Source organism: Amycolatopsis saalfeldensis (assembly GCF_900110575.1).
GTDB lineage: Bacteria > Actinomycetota > Actinomycetes > Mycobacteriales > Pseudonocardiaceae > Amycolatopsis > Amycolatopsis saalfeldensis.
In genome coordinates this window covers 1-20,600 of record NZ_FOEF01000012.1, presented here as the reverse complement: position 1 = coordinate 20,600, position 20,600 = coordinate 1, and the positions used below count along the sequence as shown (strand labels likewise).

Genomic DNA, 20,600 nt, shown 5'->3' with positions numbered 1-20,600 from the left:
CTCTCGTCCGCGGTTACCGTCCAGCTTCTCACCACACGTAGGAGTTGCCCTCCGCGACAACCCGGTTGGCCTTCGGAAGAAGGTCGACGAGCGGGGCAGCGTTGCGGGTGGCGACGAAGATCTGCATCTCGGCCTCGCCCGCGACGTCCCACAATGCCTTGACCATGGTGGCGAGGTCCTCCTCCGGCATCTCCTCTGCGGAGGGCGAGTCGAGGACCAGGAAACCGGGGTGGCGGCCGATCCCCTCGACGTATCCGTGTCGAATGAGGGCGATGGCGGTCGCGATCTTGACCCTCAGCTTCTCGCCGTCCGTCAGCCCGGAGTACTTCTGCTTGACGCCGTTCTCGCGGAGCGCCATGTTGGCGGCGCCAGTGAGCGTGAAGCCGCTGAGGTTCTCGGCGCCGAAGCTCTGGGTCAGGCGTTCGATGTCGGCGGAGATCCGGGCCAGCATCGGGTCCTGGTCGCTCCTCACCCACTTCTTCAGAACCTGCTCGGCCGCATCCACGACGGCAAGCTGCACCGGGTCGACCGGGTCGACCGTCGCCGGGTCGCTTGACCGGGTCAGCGCCCCCACCGCGCCTTCGGCGCGGGCCAAGTCCAGTTCGAGCGCACGGCGCTCACTAGCGGCCGAAAGAAGCTCGCTCCCCACGTCGACCCGCGAGGCCGCCCCGTCTCGCTGCTCAGTGAGAGCCGCGATCTCGGCAGTCAACTCCGCCACCGCGGCCTCGGCGGCGGTCACCGCGGCCTGTGCCGCTTCGACCTCGTCCAAAGGCCCGTCTTCGGCATCTCCGCCCACACCATCACCCCCGGACGTCCCCGCAACCAGGCCGGCCACGAGCTCATCCGGTACGGACGCGGCCACGATGACGTCGGCTTGGAGGGCATCGAGATTCAGTTCACTGGTGCACACCGAGCACTCGTGTTTGTCCGGTTCCGCCGCCTGCCGCTCTGGGGTGACCTGCGCAGCGCAACGTGGGCACACCGAAGGACGCATGTGATGGAAGAACCTCGCCGCGAGCGCGTCTTCGTAGGTGGTGTGCACCTGGGCCCTCACTGCCTTGAGTTGCTGACGTGCGGTTCCGGCGAGTGAAGTCTGCGCGATCAGCTTCGCCTCAAGCCCGTGTACCTCTCGTGCGAGGTCGGATGCGCGGGTCGCGGCGTTGAGCATCACTTGCACATCCGGCGTCCCAGCGGGCAGCTTCTCGATCTTCGCTCGGAGATCCTCGACCTGCTTCTCCGCCGCGCTTCGGCTCGCCTCCACGGCATCACCGGCTGCCTGAGCCTTGTCGTTCGCTGCCGATCGTGCCTTGTCCATGCCGCGCCGCGCCGTCATCGCGGCAGCCTGCACCGGTGCCCAGTCCGTGCCGATGAACATCTGCATCATCCGCACGCCGATGGTCTGTTCGTTGCCGACGATCGGATCGAGCTGCTTCGCGCGGACCACGAACGAGCTGGAGTACGCGGGCCACGCGTGCACCCGCGCCGCTGTGTCCGTCCAGACGGGGATGTTCTCCAGCCGCAACCGGGTCATCATCAGCGAACCCATGACGCCTTCGAAGTCCGCGCCGTCGAACTGCCCGAGGACCGTGGACCTGATGTCCGAGTCGACCTCCGTGACCCTGACCACTTGCCCGGTGGCCACCCCGTTCACCGCATCGAACTTCACCCGCAGTTGCTCGGCACCCACCGCCCAATCGACCTCGACGTGCTCGATCCAGCTGCGGACGTCGTTCTGGAACTGCGGACACCGACCAGTCAGCGACCACATGAGAACGTTCAAGAGGGTCGACTTGCCGCGCAGGTTCCGTCCCGACCCGATCCCGTTGACACCGGGCTGCGGCGACCATTCGAAGCGAAACGGGACTCGTGCCTTCGGCCCCACCTGCTCATCGATGTCCGGCGCCGGGCCATCTCCGTCCGAGCCGGCCGTGGGAGAGAGCTCGTCAACGACCGGCCGGATCCACGCAGGGAGATCGGCGACGTCGACCAGCGGGTGTCCTTGGGCATCGGGGTGATCCGGTTTTAGCCACTTCGTGCCGCTGAAGTGCATCCGGGTCGCGCGCAGCGGCACGGGAACCGCCTTGGCGCCGCGAAGCGGGACACCGAGCCCGCTGAGGATCTTGTCGACCTCGTCGACGGTGAGGCTGAGCGGACCGCCTGCCCGTCGCCTAGCCAGGGTGTCAGCAACCTCCTTGCCCAGAGCACTCACGTCCGATCCCCTTCCTGACCGAGGCCTCCAGCAGCCGACCCAGGTGCGGCCGCACTCAGCGCGTCGAGCCGTTCGCGCACCCGCGGCGCGATGGGCGCGATAGCGACGCCCAGGTCCGTTCCCGCGTACGTGGCCTGCCGGTATTGCCGGTCCTTCAGCGCCTGCCCGCCGTCGTCCCCCGCGACCAACGCGACCAGCTTCACCTGCTCGGCGTACCACCCCAGAATCGGATCCGTCGCGAGCTCGGCGACCGCGGCGGCCCCGGCCTCCGTCAGGAAGAAGAGGTTGCGCTTGCTCTTCTTGCCTGGCTGCCCGGTGCGGCGCAGCGCGGCGAGGCCGTACGTCTCCAGGAGGGAGAACGCGTCGTCGAGCTGTTCGTACGCGCCGAAGAACCACCGCGGCATCGGGTACCAGCGCAGGTCCGGCTCCGGATCGTCCAAGAGCGACCGCGCCGTGACCAGGTAGCTGGGGGCGGCCGTGGCCGCTTCCACCATCGACACCAGCTCATCGGCGAGGTAATCCGGGTTCCGCAGCCAGAAGTCCATCGCCTGGAGCCGGAGCTCGCTCCGGATGGATTTGACCGTTCCTAGAGGATCTCCGCCTACTGTTGGTGCACCGCACCCACCAAGCAGTGCCAGTAGTCGAATGGCATGCTGAGTTCGCGTCGCAGCAGGGCGACCCTCTGTGCCTGCGGACCCTGCAGCGGTAGCCAGCTTGTCCAACTCGGCATCCCCCATAAGCGACGCGGTCGGCCCTCACTAGAACGAACCACCAGAGTGGTCGCGGACGGCAGCGGGACGGCCCCGCACGGCGTGCAACCACACCGTCAACAACGTCGGATCGACACATCCAGTCGTTACTACCGCACACGTAATTTTACTGACACGGTATGTGACTGATGCCGAATAACAGCTGGCGCAGACCCGCCGGACTGCGGTGGCGAACTTCGACAAGACCTCGACCGGTGGAATGCAGCTGCATCGGACGCTGATCCCACGCCGTCGCGACCCGGCTGCAGCGTCTGGCGGGGCTCGCGACGATACAGCTTGCAAGGATCGACAGCCTTTGTCTACAGGGGCAGGCCGTCCTGGCTCGACTGGGATGGCGACCCAGGACGCCGCGCTGCAACCGACGTACCGTCGCCGGTTCGGTCGCCGAGGCCGCCGTCGACCTCGGTCTAACTGCAATCGAACGCAGACAACTCCAACTTCGTGGCGCACCACAGCGCGATGGCAGGCGCCAAGTCGCGTTCGCCGGGCACGCCACAGGATTGCAGAAGCTGATCGAGGCGGCCCGGCGCCAGCCGGGCAATCCATCGGCGACCGCGATCCGGTGCTGTTCTGCGCAGGTGTGCCTGCACTGGGACGCAGAGGGCCGGAATGTGCTGCCAGCAGTCGACGTCATCGGCCAAAACGGCGCCGACGTTGTCCTGCAGGCCCTGTCCCAGCTCCGCACCGAGGCCACCGCCGAGGTAACCGCCTCCATTGCACACGGCCGACGGGCTTCAAGTGGTTGAACGTGCGCATAGCCGGTAACGTTTCCGAAACAGGCGCCCGCGGAACGCCGATCTACCCGGCAACCCGATACATGGCGAAATCAGACCTGGGGAAGGCCTAGTTCACCTACGTCGCGGTCACCCACGGTCAGCGCGAGCTCGACCTCAGCGAGCTGTCCTCGATCAGCCAACACGTCGACGGCAACTGACTCCGTGTGGGTGACGCCGTTCGTCGTAGGCATAACGAGTGAAAATCTATCGCAAATCGGACTAGCGACCACCGTTGAACAGCGCAGCAGCTAGTGTCCGATGTCGCGAAGATCGAGTTGTGCGATTCCACGTGCCTCAACGCCTATGAGGGGCGAGCGAATCGCCACATCGCGCTTCACAGAATCGTCAGGGGAGGACGATATAATGTGTTTTATTGGGGGAGGGATCGTGTCCGGCCAGGTGTCGGACAGTGCTGATTCTGAGCTCGTACTACGTCGGCTCATGCAATTAGGGGCCAGTCGAGGCAGCGATGGCGCCGGCGTGGCGATGCTCGGATTGCACGGTAGTTCCTTCGCTCGCGACCTTGCCGGTCCACTGGCAGTGGCGGAGCGAATTCAGGTGCGAAGCGGGCAAACAGTCGTGCTCATGAACAGTAGGCTTGAACCTACGAGTGAGCACGTTCCCGACATCACCGCCGAGCAACTTCAGCCCTACCAATATGGTGGAACTACTATCGTACACAACGGAATTGTTGCCAACGATCACGAGCTTCGCGCACGTTACGGTATAGAGCAAAGCAATCTAGCTACTCGAATCGACAGCGGGATAATTCCGAACTTGTTGGTTCGCGGAGGATCCAGCCCAAGGGAGCAGCTAGTCAACTTCGCCGATGAGGTAGTTGGCAGCTACGCGCTCGCAGTACACAATGTCGCTCAACCAGAAATGCTGACACTGGCATGTTCCTTTAAGCCTTTATGGATGGCTTTCTCATACGGCCTGGGTTCAATGTTCTTCGCCTCGGAATCCGGACAACTACGCGCGGCGCTTGCCGGTATCGACGACACTGCCGAAGTGACTCGCTTGGAGCCCTATTCAGGTGCTGTCGTCGACGCCACCAGAGTACTCGATAGCTTCTCGCTTGATCGGCGCCGCAGTGGCGGGCCGGCACTATGCGTATGCTCAGGCGGCATGGACTCGACCACGGCAGCAGCGCTGGTCGCCGAAGCCGGGCAGAAACTGGTATTCTGCAATTTTCAATACGGTTGTCGAGCCGAAGTGCGCGAGCGCAGGGCCGTAGAAGAGATAGCGGAATTCTATGGAGCTGAGGCGATATTCCCCGATCTTCGCTGGCTTGGAGAACTCGGTGGCAGCACACTTACAAGCGAGATCGATCATATTGCCGATGGCGACGAGGGCGTAGAGACAGCCCATGAGTGGGTGCCAGCGCGAAACCTTGTCCTTATTGCACACGCTGTCGCCCTCTGCGAGCGCTATGGCTTCGGAAGCATTGTGCTCGGAACGAACGAGCAAGAGGGATCAGTATTTCCCGATAACGAGCTGGAGTTCATTGAAACCTTGAGTCGAGCAGTCAACATCGGCAGTGTAGACCGAATCACCATTGCGTCGCCAGTCGGGCGCATGAGCAAACGTGACATTGTGCGAACCGCGCTCCAACTGAACGTTCCGCTCCACTTGACTTGGAGTTGCTATCGCAGCGGTGAACTACCGTGCGGATCATGCGGCAGTTGTTTGCAACGTCGGATTGCCTTTCACCAACTCGGCCTCGACGACCCTCGCGCGTACGCGACTCCGGTGCCGGCTAGTATCCTCGCCCGCTCCGGGAGGCCAGCATGACGATCCTTGCTCTCGCTTCGCCCCGAGGTGGTGGCAAAACCCACACCGCCCGGGCGCTCCTTGTCCGCGGTGAACATTACGTCCTAGCAAGAGGAGCAGTGACGCGCCCCAGTAGGGGTATCGATGACAATAACGACGTGTTTCTAACCCGCGAAGAATTTCGCCGACGCGAGCATCAATTCTGCCTGCGCCGTGTCGTAGGGCAACATCTCTACGGCTACGACAAAAGTTGGATCGACAAAAATCACTCCAATCATCGAATTGTCGTACTACCCCTTGCCACCAAGAGCGACGTTAGCGACACCTCCAGCATATGGCCCCATGCTATCCGCGTCTATGTGCGGCCAACAATCGAACTCCTGCGTGAACGGCTGACTATTCGTCACCTCGACGACCCAGATCGCGCATCTGAACAAGTTAGTTCCGCCATTCGTTCGCTCGCAGACTTGGACAGCGGAGACTGGGATCTTATTATCGACGTTACTGACAATTCTGTTGCCGTGGCTGCGCTTGTGGACGCGCTCATAGCAAAGATATCATCATGAGTTCCGCCACAGTACGGGCCGCTGAAGGAATCGCCCTGTCGGTAATCTGCCCGACTCGAAATCTAACCGAACTGGCCGACCAAGATCCACCCACTGTACATTATCTTGCCGCACATCGAATTCTCACGGACGTACCCTATGTTGATTTCTATCGCGATCAGGGCAATCGGGGGGCGCACCTTATCGTCGACAACGGGGCATTCGAGTTAGGCTCGCCTCTTTCAAGTGCCGCGCTCTTACACGCGGCCAGAATGGTGGGCGCTCATGAGGTTGTGCTGCCCGACTACCTTCACGATGGAACATCAACATGGGCAGCCAGCTCGGCTGCTGCGCGAGAGCTAATGGACAATGAATACGGAATCGGGCTGTGCGGAGTTGTGCAGGGCGCCGACGACCTCGATTGGTATCGATGCCTTGAGCGAATGACAGAATGCGCATTTCTCGACTCTATTGCGTTACCGGCTCCTAAACGGTCGGATAGTTCCGGGCCGGCGTTCAATCGAATCGCTGCCACAGCTTACATGGCAGAACGAGGTTTGGTCGATCCAAATATCTGTTACCGACTTTTGGGCCTTTCTGATTCCGGGGATATTGAGTTGGCGCGGCAACGACGGCACACTTGGATCAAGTCAGTGGACTGTGCGACACCTGTGGTGATGGCGGCACTCAATATAGCGATACTGCCTGGCGAGGGTTACCGAAAACCTGAACTTTCCGTCGAGCATATCGACAGCCTCAATTCCTCCATGCTTGCGCTCGCGCGGAGCAATGTCACTGTTTTGCGAGAGGCCGCAGGTTGCGACATTCGATTTCCCCATGCGGTGACGACATGATCATTCGAATGGACGCGCCCGGAGATTCGTATCCAACTGTCGATTACCGTGATCTTGCCCCACAAGAGGTAGCGCCAGCAGATTGGCGTGATCACACAATGAGTCGCGAGCGGTTGGCTCGGTACCTTGAAATCAAGGTGCACCATCTTGTCTCGGAACGAGACTGGAAGTGTTTACGCGTGGTTGGTCGACATCTTCCAACGGCTGAATCTTCTCGATACGAGAAGCGCGACAAGTTGTTCAATTGGCAAAGGCCAACCGCGGTACGGCATGGGAATGAGCTCGTAGTAAATTGCTACCCGGGGCGCGATTATGTCTATCATTACGGGCTAATCTTGGCGACGTACTTGGAAATGACAAATCGTATCAATACTCGTGTAATGGTGGAACTCCCTGAGGCTGATGCAGCTCGGCTTGAGCTAAGTCGATGCACTCCCGAAATTGAACCGGGCACGGTGGTCGTAGTCGGATGGGGACTCGATCGAATCGCCGGTGTCAGCGGCTGGCAAGCGGGCGACGGCTACTCCTGGAAGGTTCGTCATGTAGCTGGGCGTAGCGTTTGCCACCTCGGGTTCGAGCATAGTATTTGGGGTGATGTCGCTGGCCGCGTCGTCGAGCGTGTCTATCAGCTAGGTGCGTCTGCGGTGGTCTACGTCGGCAAGGTTGGCGCGCTCAACCCCGCGTGGGAGCCAAATACGCTGTTAGCCACCGGTGACAGCAGTCTAGTCGACGGTAAACTGGTCCATTGGCGGAACTACTTCGGAGCAGGGAATGGTGCTCGAAGGGGAGTTCACGTTACGTCTCCCTCTGTTTTGTTAGAGACCCGAACTTGGCTCGAAGAACACATTGATCGGCAATTCGTCGATCCGGAGATTGGACACATGGGTCTTGCCGCTCGGACATGTGGCATCCCGTTCGGCTACCATCATATAATTTCGAACAATCTGGCTCGAAATTATCCGGCAGACTTGTCCAACGAGCGGGACGGAAACGTTCGATTCCGTCGCGACCTGTTGCTCGATCAGATAAGTGGCGAGATCTACAACAACCTTCCTGCAATTAAGGAGTCGAACGATGCGCCCCGCTGAGGTGACCGCTCCGGCTACGCCCGATGACCACAGCAAGATCTGTACATTCTGTGACGAATTGGCCGGAAACAGTTCGGCATTTGTCGACCGAGGCTTGGCCACTGGTCGCACAGACTACGTATTATGGGAGAATGATGACTTTGCTATAGTGCCGTGCCTCGGAGCTCTCGCCGACTGGTACGTCTTGCTCTTGCCAAAACGCCATCTGCTGTCTTTTGCGTATTTAAGCCCGCAGGAGCGCGCAAACGCGCGTACCGCCATCAAGGAGGCAACGCGTAAGCTACGCACAGTAAGCGGCGACAACGTCGTCGTGTTCGAACACGGCAGCTTCGATTTCCGCAATCGTGGCGGCTCGTGTCAAGATCATGCTCACCTGCACTTAGTAGCGACTCCCCGCCCATCTGCTGGACTGGTCGATTTGGTAGAGGGGTTGGTGAAGTTCGCTAGCACTGAGGACTGGCTAGAGGACGCTGCGAACTTGGTGCACGATCGCCGTACGTCATACCTGGCCCTGGATGATGGACAAGGTGCGCTAATCGCTGAGGCAACGGGCGCACCCTCCCAGTTCTTCCGAAGGGCGATGTGTACCTGGCTGGGCGCCGATAGCGGCGACTGGGACTGGCTAGTGTTCCCCCAAGAGGAGAGACTTGCCCGGATGCTGGGCAAACACGCAGAGTTTGAGACGGCATGACGACCAACGATAGGTGCACACCGGCTAGTCCTGGCAAGTTGATCGTCGTCGATGGCATCGACGGTGCCGGCAAGTCCACGCTTGTGCGAACACTCGTCGAACAGCTGGCTGATCGGGTCCCGGTTCTCCTGGTAGACAAGAAGTCAGTCGACGCACTTGACCCCGTAGTCGCCGCGCGGCTTCGAGCGGTTAACAAGATTGTGTATACCCCAGACAACGGCGCACCGACACGCTGGGGTGATTTTCACTGGCTGTATGCGCTCGGTGCTTGGTATCATCTACTCGAAGAATGCGTCATAAAGCCGGGGCTCGCGGCCGGTATTAATATTGTCGTCGATAACTCGCACTTCAAGATATGGGCCAGATTTAGAGCCGACGGTCTGCTCGGTAATGTTGCCATCGATTCGGTTTTCGAGACCCTTCAACCTCCGGACACTGGTCTTTTGCTCGACCTTGAACCCGCCGTTGCACATACTCGACGTACGCGATTTACGCCGCTCGAATCGGGCTTCACGGGAAAATTTGTCGATTACCAATCTGCCGTCCGACGTGAGCTTCGTTCCCTTTGTGGAGCGAATGATGGCTGGCACCGCATCGAGGTTGATAATCTGGATTCTGCATCCGTTCTTGAAGTCGCACTGGAACGGGTCCGCCGAATCTGCTCGATTGCAGGAGGTGCTTGATGGGGCGGCGATACCTGGTCAAGGAAGTATTCTATACGTTGCAGGGGGAGGGTGCGCATGCAGGACGACCGGCGGTATTCTGCAGATTCTCCCTATGTAATTTGTGGACCGGTCGTGAGGAAGACCGCGCGCGCGCGGTCTGCACCTTCTGCGACACCGACTTCGTTGGTCAGGACGGCCCGGGGGGCGGCCAGTTTGAAACGGCTAGCGAACTCGCCGATGCGGTCGCGAGAAAATGGCCCAACGACAAGAACCCTCGGCATCACCGCGAGCGAATGGTAGTGCTCACTGGTGGGGAGCCACTACTTCAGGTAGACGAGGCGCTAATCAAGGCGCTGAAGGCTAGAGGGTTTTACGTGGCAGTCGAGACAAACGGGACTATTGTTCCACCTTTGGGACTAGACTGGATATGCGTGAGCCCCAAAGCTCGTACGCAACTACAGCTCACCTCAGGTGATGAGCTGAAGCTTGTATACCCCCAGTCTGATAACCATCCCGCAGACTTTGCACACTTAGATTTCGGAATCTTTAGTCTGCAACCTCTTGATACTGATGATATTGACCATATTCCCGGCGTGCTCCGTTACTGTCTGAAGCACCCACAATGGCGGTTAAGCTTGCAAACACACAAGATTGTTGGCATATCATGAGCGTCGAAATTCATAAGGAATTTACGTTTCAAGCAGCACACTGGCTACCGAAGGTGCCGTCCGGACATCAGTGTTCGAGGCTTCACGGACATTCTTACCGAGTGGTTTTACGGGTTCGGGGAGAAGTCGATCAAGAACTGGGTTGGGTCGTCGACTTCGCTGAGGTATCTGCAGCATTCAAGCCGGTAGATGAAGCACTTGACCATCGTTGCTTAAATGATGTTGATGGCCTGGAGAACCCGACGTGCGAGCGGTTAGCAATGTGGATCTGGGATTTCGTATATCCCGATTTGCGATTGCTCTCGGCGGTGGAGGTGTACGAGACGGATACCAGTGGATGTACGCTTACCGGATACAGTCTGTGACCACCTTGGCCGCATTATCAGACCTTTTCTCGGGTGATTTGCAGACCGAGGAGCGATGGCTGCTGCTTGGCGTTGAGTGGCACAGTCGCGAACCGCGGCTACGGGTTGGCAAGGCAAGTCTTGCCCAATCTCAACTGGTTACAGCTGACGTAGTCCCGAATGTGGCGCGCGCCTCTGCTCGCGTCTGCTGTGGCTGGTACGACGTTTCGAAACCGGACTTGCACGTCACATGCGATGCCTGGCGCCCGGCGCGGACCGGGCAGTGCGAGCAGTGCGCCCGCCGGGAAGGTTTTCGCTCAGTACATCTCGCTACCGAGCTAAGCAAGGATATATCTCACCATGTACAGAGGTATTTGAGCCAGCCACATCTACTCTACATCGCAACGTTCCCCGGTGGCACGACAAAGGTCGGCACCGTCGCTGCCGAGCGAGTTCCCGCGAGGCTTGATGAACAGGGCCCGGTTGCTGCCGCTTACGTGGCCGAGGCATCGGACGGATTCGTAGTGCGGCGCGCCGAGGCGGAATTGGCCTCCGCACTGAGCCTTCCTAAAGTGGTTCGCACGGCTCGGAAGATTGCCGGCCTTCGTGAGTCCGTTAAGCCGAATGCCAGCAGAAAGATTCTCGCCGAACTGCTCGACAACTCTGCGGCGTTACTGCAGCGGACAGTCGAAGCTGCCGGTGCGGTACACATCAATCCGCCTCGCCCCTGGAGTGTGCCCGCGTCAACCGCAGCCGCGTTCGACGAGACGCCCGTGCAGCTTGCTACTGGTCAATTTAGCGGCCGCGTCGCAGGCCTGGCTGGTTCGCTCGTGATTTCTCGTCCAGTGGCAGGGAAGCCGGCGCGATGCATTGACGTCGGCGCGCTGCGGGGGCGTCCCCTGCTCGATCGGCCTGAAGAGGTGGACGTGCGTCAGACGCTCTTCTGATCGGCGACTTAGCGACGCACATCGACGCCGCCAGGTTCCAGACAGTCAGAAAACATGCGGATCGAGGTGAAGTTCATTGTCGACGGGGATTCGGAGTATTTCTGGCAGTGCGGCAATCGGATGCAGGCGGTGGCCCGCAGGCTCCGCGTAGGCCGCCTCGATCTGCCCTGCAAACTTGCGACGGGGTTTACCGTCGTAGGGATTGACAGCGAGAGGAGGATGGGAAATGCGTAAGTACCGTAAGCCAGTGCTTCGTCGAATCGACGTAGTCAAGGCCCCTATTAGCCCCACTATCTGATTTGACGAGGCCCCATCGTGCCGTGGAGGAGTTTTCTTTCTGCGGCCCGGTGGGGTCCATCTGCTCAATCGACATAGAGGAGTATCTGATGAAGATCATGAGGTCATTGCTGGCGCGTACCGCAATGAGGGGGTCTAGCTGTTTTGTTGTTCTAGGCAGCGATGCCTTCGAGTTGGGACCCGTCGAGTTGGAAATTTGGCAGCTCTGCGATGGGTCGCGCAGCGTTGCAGACATTGCGGAAGAAATCGGGAGGAGGTTTGATGTGGCGCCGGAAACGGCCGCCGTGGACGTGGAGGAGTTCGTGAATGACCTGATCAATTCAGGCCTCGTGAAATCTACGAATAACTGACTTTTGTTTCACGCAAAGGTTCCCGTTATGAGCTTACGTCGGAATCACCTGCTCGTTCTCGCAGCGCTCGCGGCATTGATTTCTGCCCTCGTCGCGAAGAATGCTGGTATTGCGGTCGGACTGACTCTCTGCGGTGTGTGCGTCGCGAATTTTGTAGAGCTCTGGCCTTATCTTAAAAATCCAATAATCCGTCGAGTATTCAAGCATCTTCCATATTTTGCACCCTTGCCATCGGTAGGAGTCTACGACAGCACTAGTCTGACACCCTTGTTGTTGGCGACGATTCCGGCCCTGGTGTTTCACGCGTTGAGTTGGCGAAAACTCCGACTATCGTTCGATCGGAGAATTGCTGCACTAATGGAACCTCAGTCTATGGCAAGTAAGATCGGGGAGTGTGCTTTTTTCGGCCTGTCTGGTATATCGCAGGAGTATTTGCACAGGCATGCAGTTATTGCGGTTTTAGTAGGGGCAATTGGAAGGCCCGCGGCAGAGTTTCACTTCTTAGCAACTTTCGGAATTTGCGTTGCTTCCGGTGGAATATTTGTTTTGGAACATATTATTGCGCGGTCGGATGGGCACACCGGAAGAGGAGTACGAGAGGTTTTGACATGGTGGTGTATGGGTGCCTGGTTTGCGTGGCTTGTACTCAGCTTTGGAGGACTAGTTGCAGTCATGGTTGGGCACACGTTGATCAACTTACCGGCAGCAATCAGGCCTTTTCTTCGGCCAAATAAAGAGCGGGTGACATCATGAAATTTGGACCTCCTGGCGCGATTCCGGAATTATTCACCGCCGATGGAACTATCAATGAACTGCGTTCCCGATTACCGCAGTCGGCCACTGAGCCGATAGCCTTTGTAGGAGGATCCCTGATTGATGGCCTGGGTAATTCTACTTCAGACATCGATGTTATCGTATTGAGTGGCGATCCGCTTAATGAGTCTGACCTCGCCTGCACTGTCCACGATGAGTGGGTAAGCGCAGGCGACTTCGATGTCTTGGTATCCAGCCTTGGCGGGCGCCGTACTGATGTTGAGATCCGTCAAGTTGCACAGATCGAGGGCATCGCCACCAAACTACGCACGGACTCGGGTAGGCTAGTCGATTTTTATCTGGAGACAGATATTCTGCAACTGCTCCACAGCATGCGTATTGGAGTTCCGATCGCCGGCGCTGAGCGGTTCACGCAACTGCGCAACGGGTTCCCGTGGGAGAATCTGTCGTGGCATTTGCTTTCCCGTGCAGAAGCAGAGGCCGCAGCGGCTGTTGAGGACGCGGTAGGAGCTCTTGATGCGGGCGACCACGGCACTGCCCTGCTCGCTTCGCGAACTGCGTGGCAGGCTGCGGTTGATGCCCTACTCGTCGCAGCAGGTGAGACGAATCCGAAGTCTAAGTGGCGAGTTCGCAAGATTGAACGTAGCGGGATCCCCGGCCTGATGGACGACTACCTGCAATGGGAGACTGATCCCGATAGTTCGCCGACGGCACTGCTGTCTCGGGCTCGGGCTCGATTGTATCGAGCGCAGGATCTGTTGTTATCAGCCCAGAGTGAGAAAAGCGGGCGGAGTGGCGTGAAGGGTACATGGTGACCGCTGATCCTTTGCCTGCCTCAGGCTCGGCCGGGCCAGGAAATCTGTTCTGGCTGGGTCGGCTCATGTCAGTCGCCGGAACCTCGTTCACTCATGTCGCTCTCCCACTTTATGCAGTGGTTGCCTTCGGGGCGAGTTCATTACAGGTGGCGGGAATTGCTGTAGCAGGCTTGATTCCGAGTCTCCTTGCTCCACTATACGTCGGCATGATTGCCTCGCGAATGAACGCGCGGACTGCCATGGTTGCAGCTGACTGGCTACGAGTATCAGTCCTCGTTATGGTCGCGCTGCTCGCGGCGTCCGGAATCGGCACGATCCAGATGCTGGTGCTGCTCGCGGCGGTGCTCGGTTTCGGTGATGCCGTTTTCGGTGCTGTTCTCTATGCCAGTATCGAGGTCATGGTGGGCCGAGATAAGCTAGCATCAGCCAATGGGCGGATTCAGCTTTGTACAACCTTGGGGGAAACTGCCGGGACTGCCGCAGGCGGTATCGTGCTGCAGCTATTCGGGGCGGCTGTTGTGTTCATTTCCGACGCACTCAGCTACGTTGTCTCTGCGCTCACAATCTCTAAGGTTTCGTCGCTTCGTGAAAACATCCGTCGCGATGCGCCGAGAACGTGGAAAGCTAACGTTAGGGCTGGTGCGCAGCTTGTACGGAGCTCTCGTCCTTTGCAGGTGCTTACAATAACAAGTTCAGTTTTCAATTTCTTCGCCGCAGGTTCACTCTCGGTGATGGTAATTCTCTTGACTCAGGTCACAGGATTTACATCTGCCGAGTACGGGATCGTTATGGCTTGCGGCGCAGCGGGCGGTGTTGCTGGATCTCTGCTTGTAGGTTCACTTGATCGCCGAGTGCGCCGCTCTACTCTGATGGCGACCGCTCTGATTTTGTACGGTGTTGCCCAATGTTGCTACACGGTTCTGCGAGGCAATTCGATTGCCACCGTGCTAATCGCGTGTCTGTTTGACTTCGCCATCGGGTTCGGCCTGACTGTGTACGTCGTCGGTTCGATCACGGTGCAACAGATTGTAGTACCGCGAGCGATGCTGGCCCAGGCGTCAGCATTCATCCGCGCCACGGGGCAGGCGGCCGGGCCCCTGGGGATCGCGGTAGCTGGGTTCGCCGCCGCTGACGTAGGGGTGCGACCCGTGGTCGCAGCGATAGGTGTCGGCGAGCTGCTGGTCGCAGTGTCGGTGCTACTTGGCAGACGGCTGCTGGATGCCGCGCACCATTGAGCCTAGTGCTTCATCAAGAAACGTTGACGCTGTCATCGTGTCGCGTGGACATCCGGGCCGGTGATCGCGAGGCTGGCCGTTGGAGGTGAGGCTGGTGGCGCATCAGCCGGAGGTGTTCGCGCGGTCGTTGGAGCCGGAGGAGGCCCAGCGGCTGGTCAAGATCACGCGGTCCGCCCGGGACCGGGTGCGGCTGCGGCGGTCCGGGATCGTGCTGGCCTCGGCGCAGGGCCGGTCCGCACCGGAGATCGCAGCGATGTTCGCCGCAACCGAGGGGTATGTGCGGGAGGTGATCCACGCGTTCAACACCTCCGGGTTCGCGGCGTTGTCCCCAAAATGGAGCGGCGGCCGACCAGCTAAGTTCGGGCCGGCCGCCCGTGATCAGATCTGCCGCATCGCCGCCTGCAAACCCGCCGAGCTGGGACTCCCGTTCACGACCTGGAGCCTGACCAAGCTGGTCGACTACCTCGCCGACCACGCCTGGATCAGGGCGAGCACCGAGACCATCCGGCAGATCCTGCGTAAGGAGGGCGTGTCCTGGCAGGCGACGAAGACCTGGAAAGCCAGCAGGGACCCGGACTTCGTGGCCAAGAAGACCCGCATCCTCGACCTCTACGACCACCCGCCCGCGGACGGACGAGTGATCTGTGCCGACGAGTTCGGGCCGCTGAACCTGCAACCCAGACCCGGCCGTGGCTGGTTTCCCCGCGGCCGGCCGGCCCGGCAGCGCGCCACCTACACCCGCACCCACGGGGTCCGGCAGATGTTCGCCGCGCTCGACCTGGCCACCGGGCAGATGTTCTACCGGCTCCGCGACCGCAAGCGCTGGCCGCAGTTCCTCGACTTCTGCAAACAGCTGCGCCGCCGCTTCCCGGCCGGGAAGCTCTACCTGGTCTGTGACAACTGTGATGATGATCAGGTGCCGTCCCGGGCTGTGGCCTGACCCGTGCGACAACCGGCCGTGGTGCCTTTCCGTAGATCTGTCGGCTCCAGCCTGGGACGGTGCTTGCTGCCGCCGGACCGGCGGGGCGTGTCCCGATAGGGGCCTTGCCGTGAACAGGGCACCATCACAGTTCTGACCGCCTCGACCGGCCCGGCGACGGCCATCCGTTCCCGAGTCAGGTCAGGAGACAGACGACTGTGCCCAGCGTGCTCCACACCGCCTTGCCCAGCCCAGATGACGCCCTCGCAGGTGAGGTCGTTCTCGGCGTGGATACACATAAGGATCTGCATGTCGCGGCGGTGATCACAACCCTGGGTGCCCTGCTGGGCAGCTGCGCGTTTACCGCGACCCGGGCCGGCTACGAACAGTTGCTGACGTGGGCACGTGCGTTCGGTCCGCTGCAGCGGGCAGGGGTGGAGTGCACTGGCTCCTACGGCGCGGCGCTGGCTCGGCACTTGCGCACCAGAGGCGTGCAGGTGATCGAGGTCAATCAGCCGGACAAGGCCACACGCCGCCGACGCGGCAAGACCGACGCTATCGACGCGGAAGCGGCCGCTCGCGCCGTCCTGTCCGGCCGGGCAACCGGCAGCATGAAGACTGGTGACGGGCCGGTGGAAATGCTCCGAATATTCAAGCTGGCCAAGGCATCCGCTATCAAGGCCCGGACGCAGACGATCAATCAACTCAAGGCCGTACTCATCGCCGCCGACCCAGCGCTACGCGAGACATTGACAGGTCTGAGCAACCCCATACTCTTCCGGCGCTGCGCGGAACTGCCGCCCACCACACCCAACGACGTCACCAGCGCCGCGGTCTACACGCTTCGGCTGCTGGCCCACCGGATTCGTGAGCTGACCGGCGAGATCCGCGATCTGGAACACCGGATCACCGATGCTGTTGCCGCGCATACTCCGGCACTGCTGGAACGTCCCGGAATTGGCCCCGACAGCGCGGCCGCCCTGCTCGTCACAGCCGGGGACAATCCAGACCGCCTGCACAGCGAGGCGTCCTTCGCGGCCCTCTGCGGCGTCAGCCCCGTGCAGGCATCCTCGGGCAAGACACACCGACGCCGACTCAACCGCGGTGGCGACCGCCAGGCCAACGCCGCGCTCTACCGCATCACGCTCTCCCGCCTGCGCTGGGACCAGCGCAGCCGCGACTACCTCGACCGACGCACCGCCGAAGGCAAGACCCGTCGCGAGGCCATCCGCTGCCTCAAACGCTACATCGCACGGGAGATCTACCACTTGATCACCAGTCCCGCATCCACGCCGAGCACGCAATCACAACCCGCCGCCGCTTGACATCCATAGGGGCATCTACGGCCCCCACGGCAAAGCCGAGGTCAGGGCCTGGTGCGCGGCCAACGGTATCGAGCTGGTTTACACGCCCACCAACGCGTCGTGGTTGAACTGGATCGAGTGCGAGTTCACCGCGGTCCGCTACTTCACCCTCGATGGCAGCGACTATCCCAGCCACGCAGCCCAAGAGACAGCGATCGCCGGCTACCTCCGCTGGCGCAACCGCCATTGCCACCCGAAACGCCACTTCGCAGTCAACTCGAAGATCCGCCGCCCGGATTACCTACCCAACGTTGCTTGATGCGGCACTAGGCGACTGGCTGGGAACACTGAGTGCTTCAGGGAGGTCGCCAGGACTGCCACCAGAGACGTGGCCGCCGGTCCGATGGCGCGTGACCGACGACGGTGGCGCCTGAGGTCAGCTGAGATTCGGAGATCTGCAATCGGTGAGGAAGGTGGAGCCGTCCATGGTTCCGGTCCGGAACCGTGTTGATGCCATAGCCGACGCGTCCGCTGGTTTGCCGCAGGCCAGCGCAGCTTGAGGCCTGATCCACTTCTGACCTCGACCACGAGCAAGAAAGGCGTGTTCAAAGGCTTACGCGGTCAGAGCAGGCACATCCTGTGTCTCGTTCACCATCTAACCCGCAGGTCGTCGGGAGTGACCGGTCAACGGGTTCCCACTGCGTGTTCCGCGGCCAGTCGGTGCAAGTATGCGCGGATGCGGCTACGATCTTCGGGGAACGCACTGTCCCACTCTTCGGCAAGATTGAACCACCTTGGCGGCTGCCCACTTTCACCACTTAGTGGCTCGTCGCGGCCGATGACAGCAACGTAAGTGAGGCCTAGCGTCGGTGACCAATCGGCGCGGTAGGAGCGGACTGTGACGGCAGCTGGCGTCTGCAACAATTCGCCCGAGACGCCTGACTCCTCCAATAGTTCGCGAGTAGCGGCCGATCGAGGTGTCTCGCCTGACTCCACTGTGCCGCCGGGAGGAACCCATCCGCGTGCGCGATGTCGGACGAGCAGGATTTGGGTATATGACGGGTCCGTAGCCCAGACCTCCGCCGCAAACGGCTCCAACGGCTTCAGCCTGGCACGTTCCAGCCACCCGCGAGCGTCATCGAACTCCAGCGCAGCCCGCGACGCATCCGCGATCGCCGCGTCCAAGGTCATCTGGTCAATCACCGTGCCACCCTATGGCCGACGCCGGAGTCGCGCCAGCGCCCCCCGAGACCGGCAATCGACCTGCCGGTGCCAGCTTCATCGAAAATCGGGGCACCCAAGGAAAGATAACCCATCTGAGCGATCGACGCCCCCGGATCGCCTGAAGGGGACAGCTGACCTGTAGCCAGGAGTGGGGCCTATACGGCGCTCTGCGCCGATCTTGACTGCAGTCCGGCACGGCGCCCTGTATGCACTCGAACGCGTCGCCCAAGGCAACCCTCCCCAACGACAAACAGTCGTCGACGTCATCTGCGCCTATCTGCGCAGCCCCTACTCGCCAGCCGCATCCGGGCAGGTCCGCCGACTTGGCGTGCGCCGCCCGCTACTCACCGTCCGAGGCAGCCGACGACAGACCGGGAGGACCTGGACGGCAAACTCATCGGTACGGCTGGCGACATCGGCTGCCGATGCACTACAGGAGCGCGAAGTCCGCCTCACCGCCCAACGTATTCTCACCAGGCACCTGCGGCCTGGTGCGCACCCCCAGCACCCCGACGACACATTCTGGGCCGACATCGACCTAGACCTCACGGGCGCGACTCTCATCAACTTCGACGTCAGCGACACCCAACTCAGAACGGCCAGCTTCAACGGCGCGAGCTTCGCCGGGAACGCCAGGTTCTTCGGTACGAGCTTCGGCAGGGACGTCGAGTTCCACGGAGCGGACTTCGCAGAGGACGCCGTGTTCGAAGAAGCGAGCTTTGCCGGGGAGGCCAGGTTCGTCGATGCGAGCTTCGCCGGGGCCGCTATGTTCGAGCACGCATTCTTCGCTGGAGACGCTCTATTCACCAGAGCGGGCTTCTCTTGGCGCGCGGGGTTCGAAGGGGCGAGCTTCACTGGGGCCGCTTTCTTCGGCGGTGCGAGCTTCGCAGGGCACGCCAGGTTCGATGGTGCCAGCTTTGCCGGGTACGCCAAGTTCGACGACGTACACCTCAACAGCGAAGTCTCCCTTACCGACACCGAATTCGCACATGGAGTCCCTGAGCGCCTCGGGCCTACGCGGACGTGATGGACCCATTGGGGCGGCATTTGCGCGGCAACGCCCACGTGCCCAGCTGTGGATGAGCGCTGCACAGGATCGGCTTGGCGGCAACTCGAGCTCGAACGGTTCAGGAATACCCCAGAACTGCCACGAGCCTGCGCACGGGCATTGCGCTTCGCGTCCCAACGTCACAGGTGGGATGTTTTGGCATCGCTTTCTCGTCGCGTTGAGGTGAACGAGTATTCACGTACGACGCTCTGGTCGCTGCCATGCCGTCGATCGGGCGGGTCGAACAGGTCGCGCCGCTCGCCGGGGCCTCGCCGCGGGCGCTTGTCACTGTTGCCCTGCACGCCCTGGTTGACTGCGCGGTCAGGGACCGGCCAGCGCGCGCGGAGCCGCCCGTCGACCTGCACGGAGGCCGGGCGCGGCAGGGGTGTGGCTGTCCGGGGTGCAGGGCGGGTTCTCCGCCTCGAGCTGCCGCCGGGGAGCTCGGTGTGGTTACCGGTCACCGACGAAGGAGCGCCCAGGACGGCGTTGAGCAGCCCGGTTGACGAGGTTGCGACGGCGTAGCCGGTGAGCGGACCATGCGCCATTAGTGGTCGTTAAGGAGGTTGCGATGGTTCGACAGGGTGGCGTGTACAAGCGTTGCAGCTGCAAGGATGCGGTTGATGGGAACCGGCTCGGTGTCCGCTGCCCGCGGCTGGACGAACGCGGTCACGGTTCGTGGTACTTCTCGCTGGAGCTGCCGGTGGGCCGCGATGGGCAGCGGCACCGCGTGCGGCGTGGCGGGTTCGCGTCGCGTGCCGCGGCGGAGCAGGCGCGGGGGTACCTGCTGGGCAACGACATCGATCCGGCGACGGCGGTGGTGACGGTGGGGCAGTGGCTGGATATCTGGTTGGAGATGCGCCAGAACCTGAGCTTCTCGACTCGGCGGCTTTATAGCCAGCACGTCCGTGACTACCTCAAGCCTTATCTGGCGAGCGTGCCGTTGCGGTCGTTGACGGTCGCGCGGGTGCAGTGAGGTTCACCCCGGGTAGTGGACACCGAGTTAGCAGGACCAGCTGTCCTGCTGAAAGGATGTCCCCATGCCTCCTCGCAAGCGCCGGTCCTACACGGCCGAGTACAAGGTCGAGGCTGCCCACAGGGTGATCGATTCCGGCCGCACGATCACCGAGGTCGCCCGCGAGCTGGGCATCGACGCGGGCATGCTCAGCGTCTGGGTCAAAGACGAACGACGCCGGATCACCGCCGCCGAGGTCCACGGCGACAAGCCTCTGGAGGCGGCCGAGCGGGCCGAGCTGCAACGGTTGCGCCGGCAGGTCGGCGAGCTGGAGAAGGACAACGCCTTTCTG

22 protein-coding genes are annotated in these 20,600 nt (G+C 61.2%); 19 read left to right on the top strand and 3 right to left on the bottom strand.

Annotated features, from left to right (window positions below):
* Positions 1-28 precede the first annotated feature (28 nt).
* Positions 29-2,209, bottom strand: coding sequence for an ATP-binding protein (locus tag BMY97_RS25290; protein ID WP_177231540.1), 2,181 nt, complete (start codon positions 2,207-2,209; stop codon positions 29-31).
* Positions 2,206-2,754 carry a hypothetical protein gene (locus BMY97_RS25285; RefSeq protein WP_218156868.1) on the bottom strand — a complete coding sequence of 183 codons (549 nt, stop codon included), beginning with the start codon at positions 2,752-2,754 and terminating at the stop codon, positions 2,206-2,208. Before BMY97_RS25285 ends, BMY97_RS25290 begins: the two co-directional genes overlap by 4 nt.
* Before the next feature lie 725 nt (positions 2,755-3,479).
* On the opposite strand from BMY97_RS25285, the gene BMY97_RS46170 reads away from it, so the two are divergent.
* The 16 genes from BMY97_RS46170 to BMY97_RS25220 all read left to right on the top strand — a co-directional run bounded on the left by BMY97_RS46170 (position 3,480) and on the right by BMY97_RS25220 (position 17,343).
* The gene (locus tag BMY97_RS46170; protein WP_143086289.1) at positions 3,480-3,725 is read left to right on the top strand and encodes a hypothetical protein; all 246 of its coding nucleotides are present in this window, start codon (positions 3,480-3,482) and stop codon (positions 3,723-3,725) included.
* Between the two features lie 417 nt (positions 3,726-4,142).
* Entirely contained in the window at positions 4,143-5,549 is a 1,407-nt protein-coding gene (gene queC / locus BMY97_RS25280) for a 7-cyano-7-deazaguanine synthase QueC (RefSeq protein ID WP_177231539.1), read from the top strand.
* Positions 5,546-6,094 carry a nucleoside/nucleotide kinase family protein gene (locus BMY97_RS25275; protein ID WP_091620669.1) on the top strand — a complete coding sequence of 183 codons (549 nt, stop codon included), beginning with the start codon at positions 5,546-5,548 and terminating at the stop codon, positions 6,092-6,094. Before queC ends, BMY97_RS25275 begins: the two co-directional genes overlap by 4 nt.
* Positions 6,091-6,927, top strand: coding sequence for a hypothetical protein (locus BMY97_RS46165; protein ID WP_143086288.1), 837 nt, complete (start codon positions 6,091-6,093; stop codon positions 6,925-6,927). Before BMY97_RS25275 ends, BMY97_RS46165 begins: the two co-directional genes overlap by 4 nt.
* An 8-nt stretch (positions 6,928-6,935) precedes the next feature.
* Complete coding sequence (locus tag BMY97_RS46160; protein ID WP_143086287.1) at positions 6,936-8,015, top strand: hypothetical protein; 1,080 nt, start codon at positions 6,936-6,938, stop codon at positions 8,013-8,015.
* Positions 8,002-8,706, top strand: coding sequence for an HIT family protein (locus BMY97_RS46155; protein ID WP_143086286.1), 705 nt, complete (start codon positions 8,002-8,004; stop codon positions 8,704-8,706). The genes BMY97_RS46160 and BMY97_RS46155 overlap by 14 nt, the downstream gene beginning before the upstream one ends.
* On the top strand, positions 8,703-9,389 hold the full coding sequence (locus BMY97_RS25265; protein ID WP_091620664.1) for a dTMP kinase: 687 nt from the start codon (positions 8,703-8,705) through the stop codon (positions 9,387-9,389). Before BMY97_RS46155 ends, BMY97_RS25265 begins: the two co-directional genes overlap by 4 nt.
* Positions 9,389-10,039 carry a 7-carboxy-7-deazaguanine synthase gene (queE, locus tag BMY97_RS25260; protein ID WP_091620660.1) on the top strand — a complete coding sequence of 217 codons (651 nt, stop codon included), beginning with the start codon at positions 9,389-9,391 and terminating at the stop codon, positions 10,037-10,039. The genes BMY97_RS25265 and queE overlap by 1 nt, the downstream gene beginning before the upstream one ends.
* Positions 10,036-10,404: a 6-carboxytetrahydropterin synthase QueD gene (gene queD / locus BMY97_RS25255; protein ID WP_091620657.1), complete on the top strand. Its 369-nt coding sequence runs from the start codon at positions 10,036-10,038 to the stop codon at positions 10,402-10,404. Before queE ends, queD begins: the two co-directional genes overlap by 4 nt.
* Positions 10,377-11,330, top strand: a complete 954-nt coding sequence (locus tag BMY97_RS25250; protein ID WP_091620654.1) for a DUF2797 domain-containing protein — start codon at positions 10,377-10,379, stop codon at positions 11,328-11,330. The genes queD and BMY97_RS25250 overlap by 28 nt, the downstream gene beginning before the upstream one ends.
* A gap of 386 nt (positions 11,331-11,716) precedes the next feature.
* Positions 11,717-11,977: a PqqD family protein gene (locus BMY97_RS25240; protein WP_143086285.1), complete on the top strand. Its 261-nt coding sequence runs from the start codon at positions 11,717-11,719 to the stop codon at positions 11,975-11,977.
* Positions 11,978-12,726: 749 nt separating this feature from the next.
* On the top strand, positions 12,727-13,566 hold the full coding sequence (locus BMY97_RS46150; protein ID WP_143086284.1) for a hypothetical protein: 840 nt from the start codon (positions 12,727-12,729) through the stop codon (positions 13,564-13,566).
* A complete protein-coding gene (locus tag BMY97_RS25235; RefSeq protein WP_091620646.1) occupies positions 13,560-14,801 on the top strand; it encodes an MFS transporter in 1,242 nt (413 codons plus the stop codon). The genes BMY97_RS46150 and BMY97_RS25235 overlap by 7 nt, the downstream gene beginning before the upstream one ends.
* A gap of 94 nt (positions 14,802-14,895) precedes the next feature.
* Positions 14,896-15,741, top strand: coding sequence for an IS630 family transposase (locus tag BMY97_RS25230; protein WP_218156867.1), 846 nt, complete (start codon positions 14,896-14,898; stop codon positions 15,739-15,741).
* Positions 15,742-15,962: 221 nt separating this feature from the next.
* Complete coding sequence (locus BMY97_RS25225) at positions 15,963-17,045, top strand: IS110 family RNA-guided transposase (RefSeq protein WP_143086303.1); 1,083 nt, start codon at positions 15,963-15,965, stop codon at positions 17,043-17,045.
* A 103-nt stretch (positions 17,046-17,148) separates the two neighbouring features.
* Positions 17,149-17,343, top strand: coding sequence for a hypothetical protein (locus BMY97_RS25220; protein WP_245787484.1), 195 nt, complete (start codon positions 17,149-17,151; stop codon positions 17,341-17,343).
* A 365-nt stretch (positions 17,344-17,708) separates the two neighbouring features.
* Here BMY97_RS25220 and BMY97_RS25215 read toward each other — a convergent pair whose 3' ends face one another.
* A complete protein-coding gene (locus BMY97_RS25215; RefSeq protein WP_177231558.1) occupies positions 17,709-18,215 on the bottom strand; it encodes an NUDIX hydrolase in 507 nt (168 codons plus the stop codon).
* Positions 18,216-18,426: 211 nt separating this feature from the next.
* Here BMY97_RS25215 and BMY97_RS25210 point away from each other — a divergent pair, with 211 nt between their 5' ends.
* The 3 genes from BMY97_RS25210 to BMY97_RS25195 form a co-directional block, all read left to right on the top strand.
* Positions 18,427-19,275, top strand: coding sequence for a pentapeptide repeat-containing protein (locus BMY97_RS25210; RefSeq protein WP_177231536.1), 849 nt, complete (start codon positions 18,427-18,429; stop codon positions 19,273-19,275).
* Between the two features lie 589 nt (positions 19,276-19,864).
* Entirely contained in the window at positions 19,865-20,269 is a 405-nt protein-coding gene (locus tag BMY97_RS25200) for a tyrosine-type recombinase/integrase (protein WP_143086283.1), read from the top strand.
* Positions 20,270-20,333: 64 nt separating this feature from the next.
* A partial coding sequence (locus tag BMY97_RS25195; RefSeq protein WP_143086282.1) for a transposase occupies positions 20,334-20,600 on the top strand: 267 nt, incomplete at its 3' end.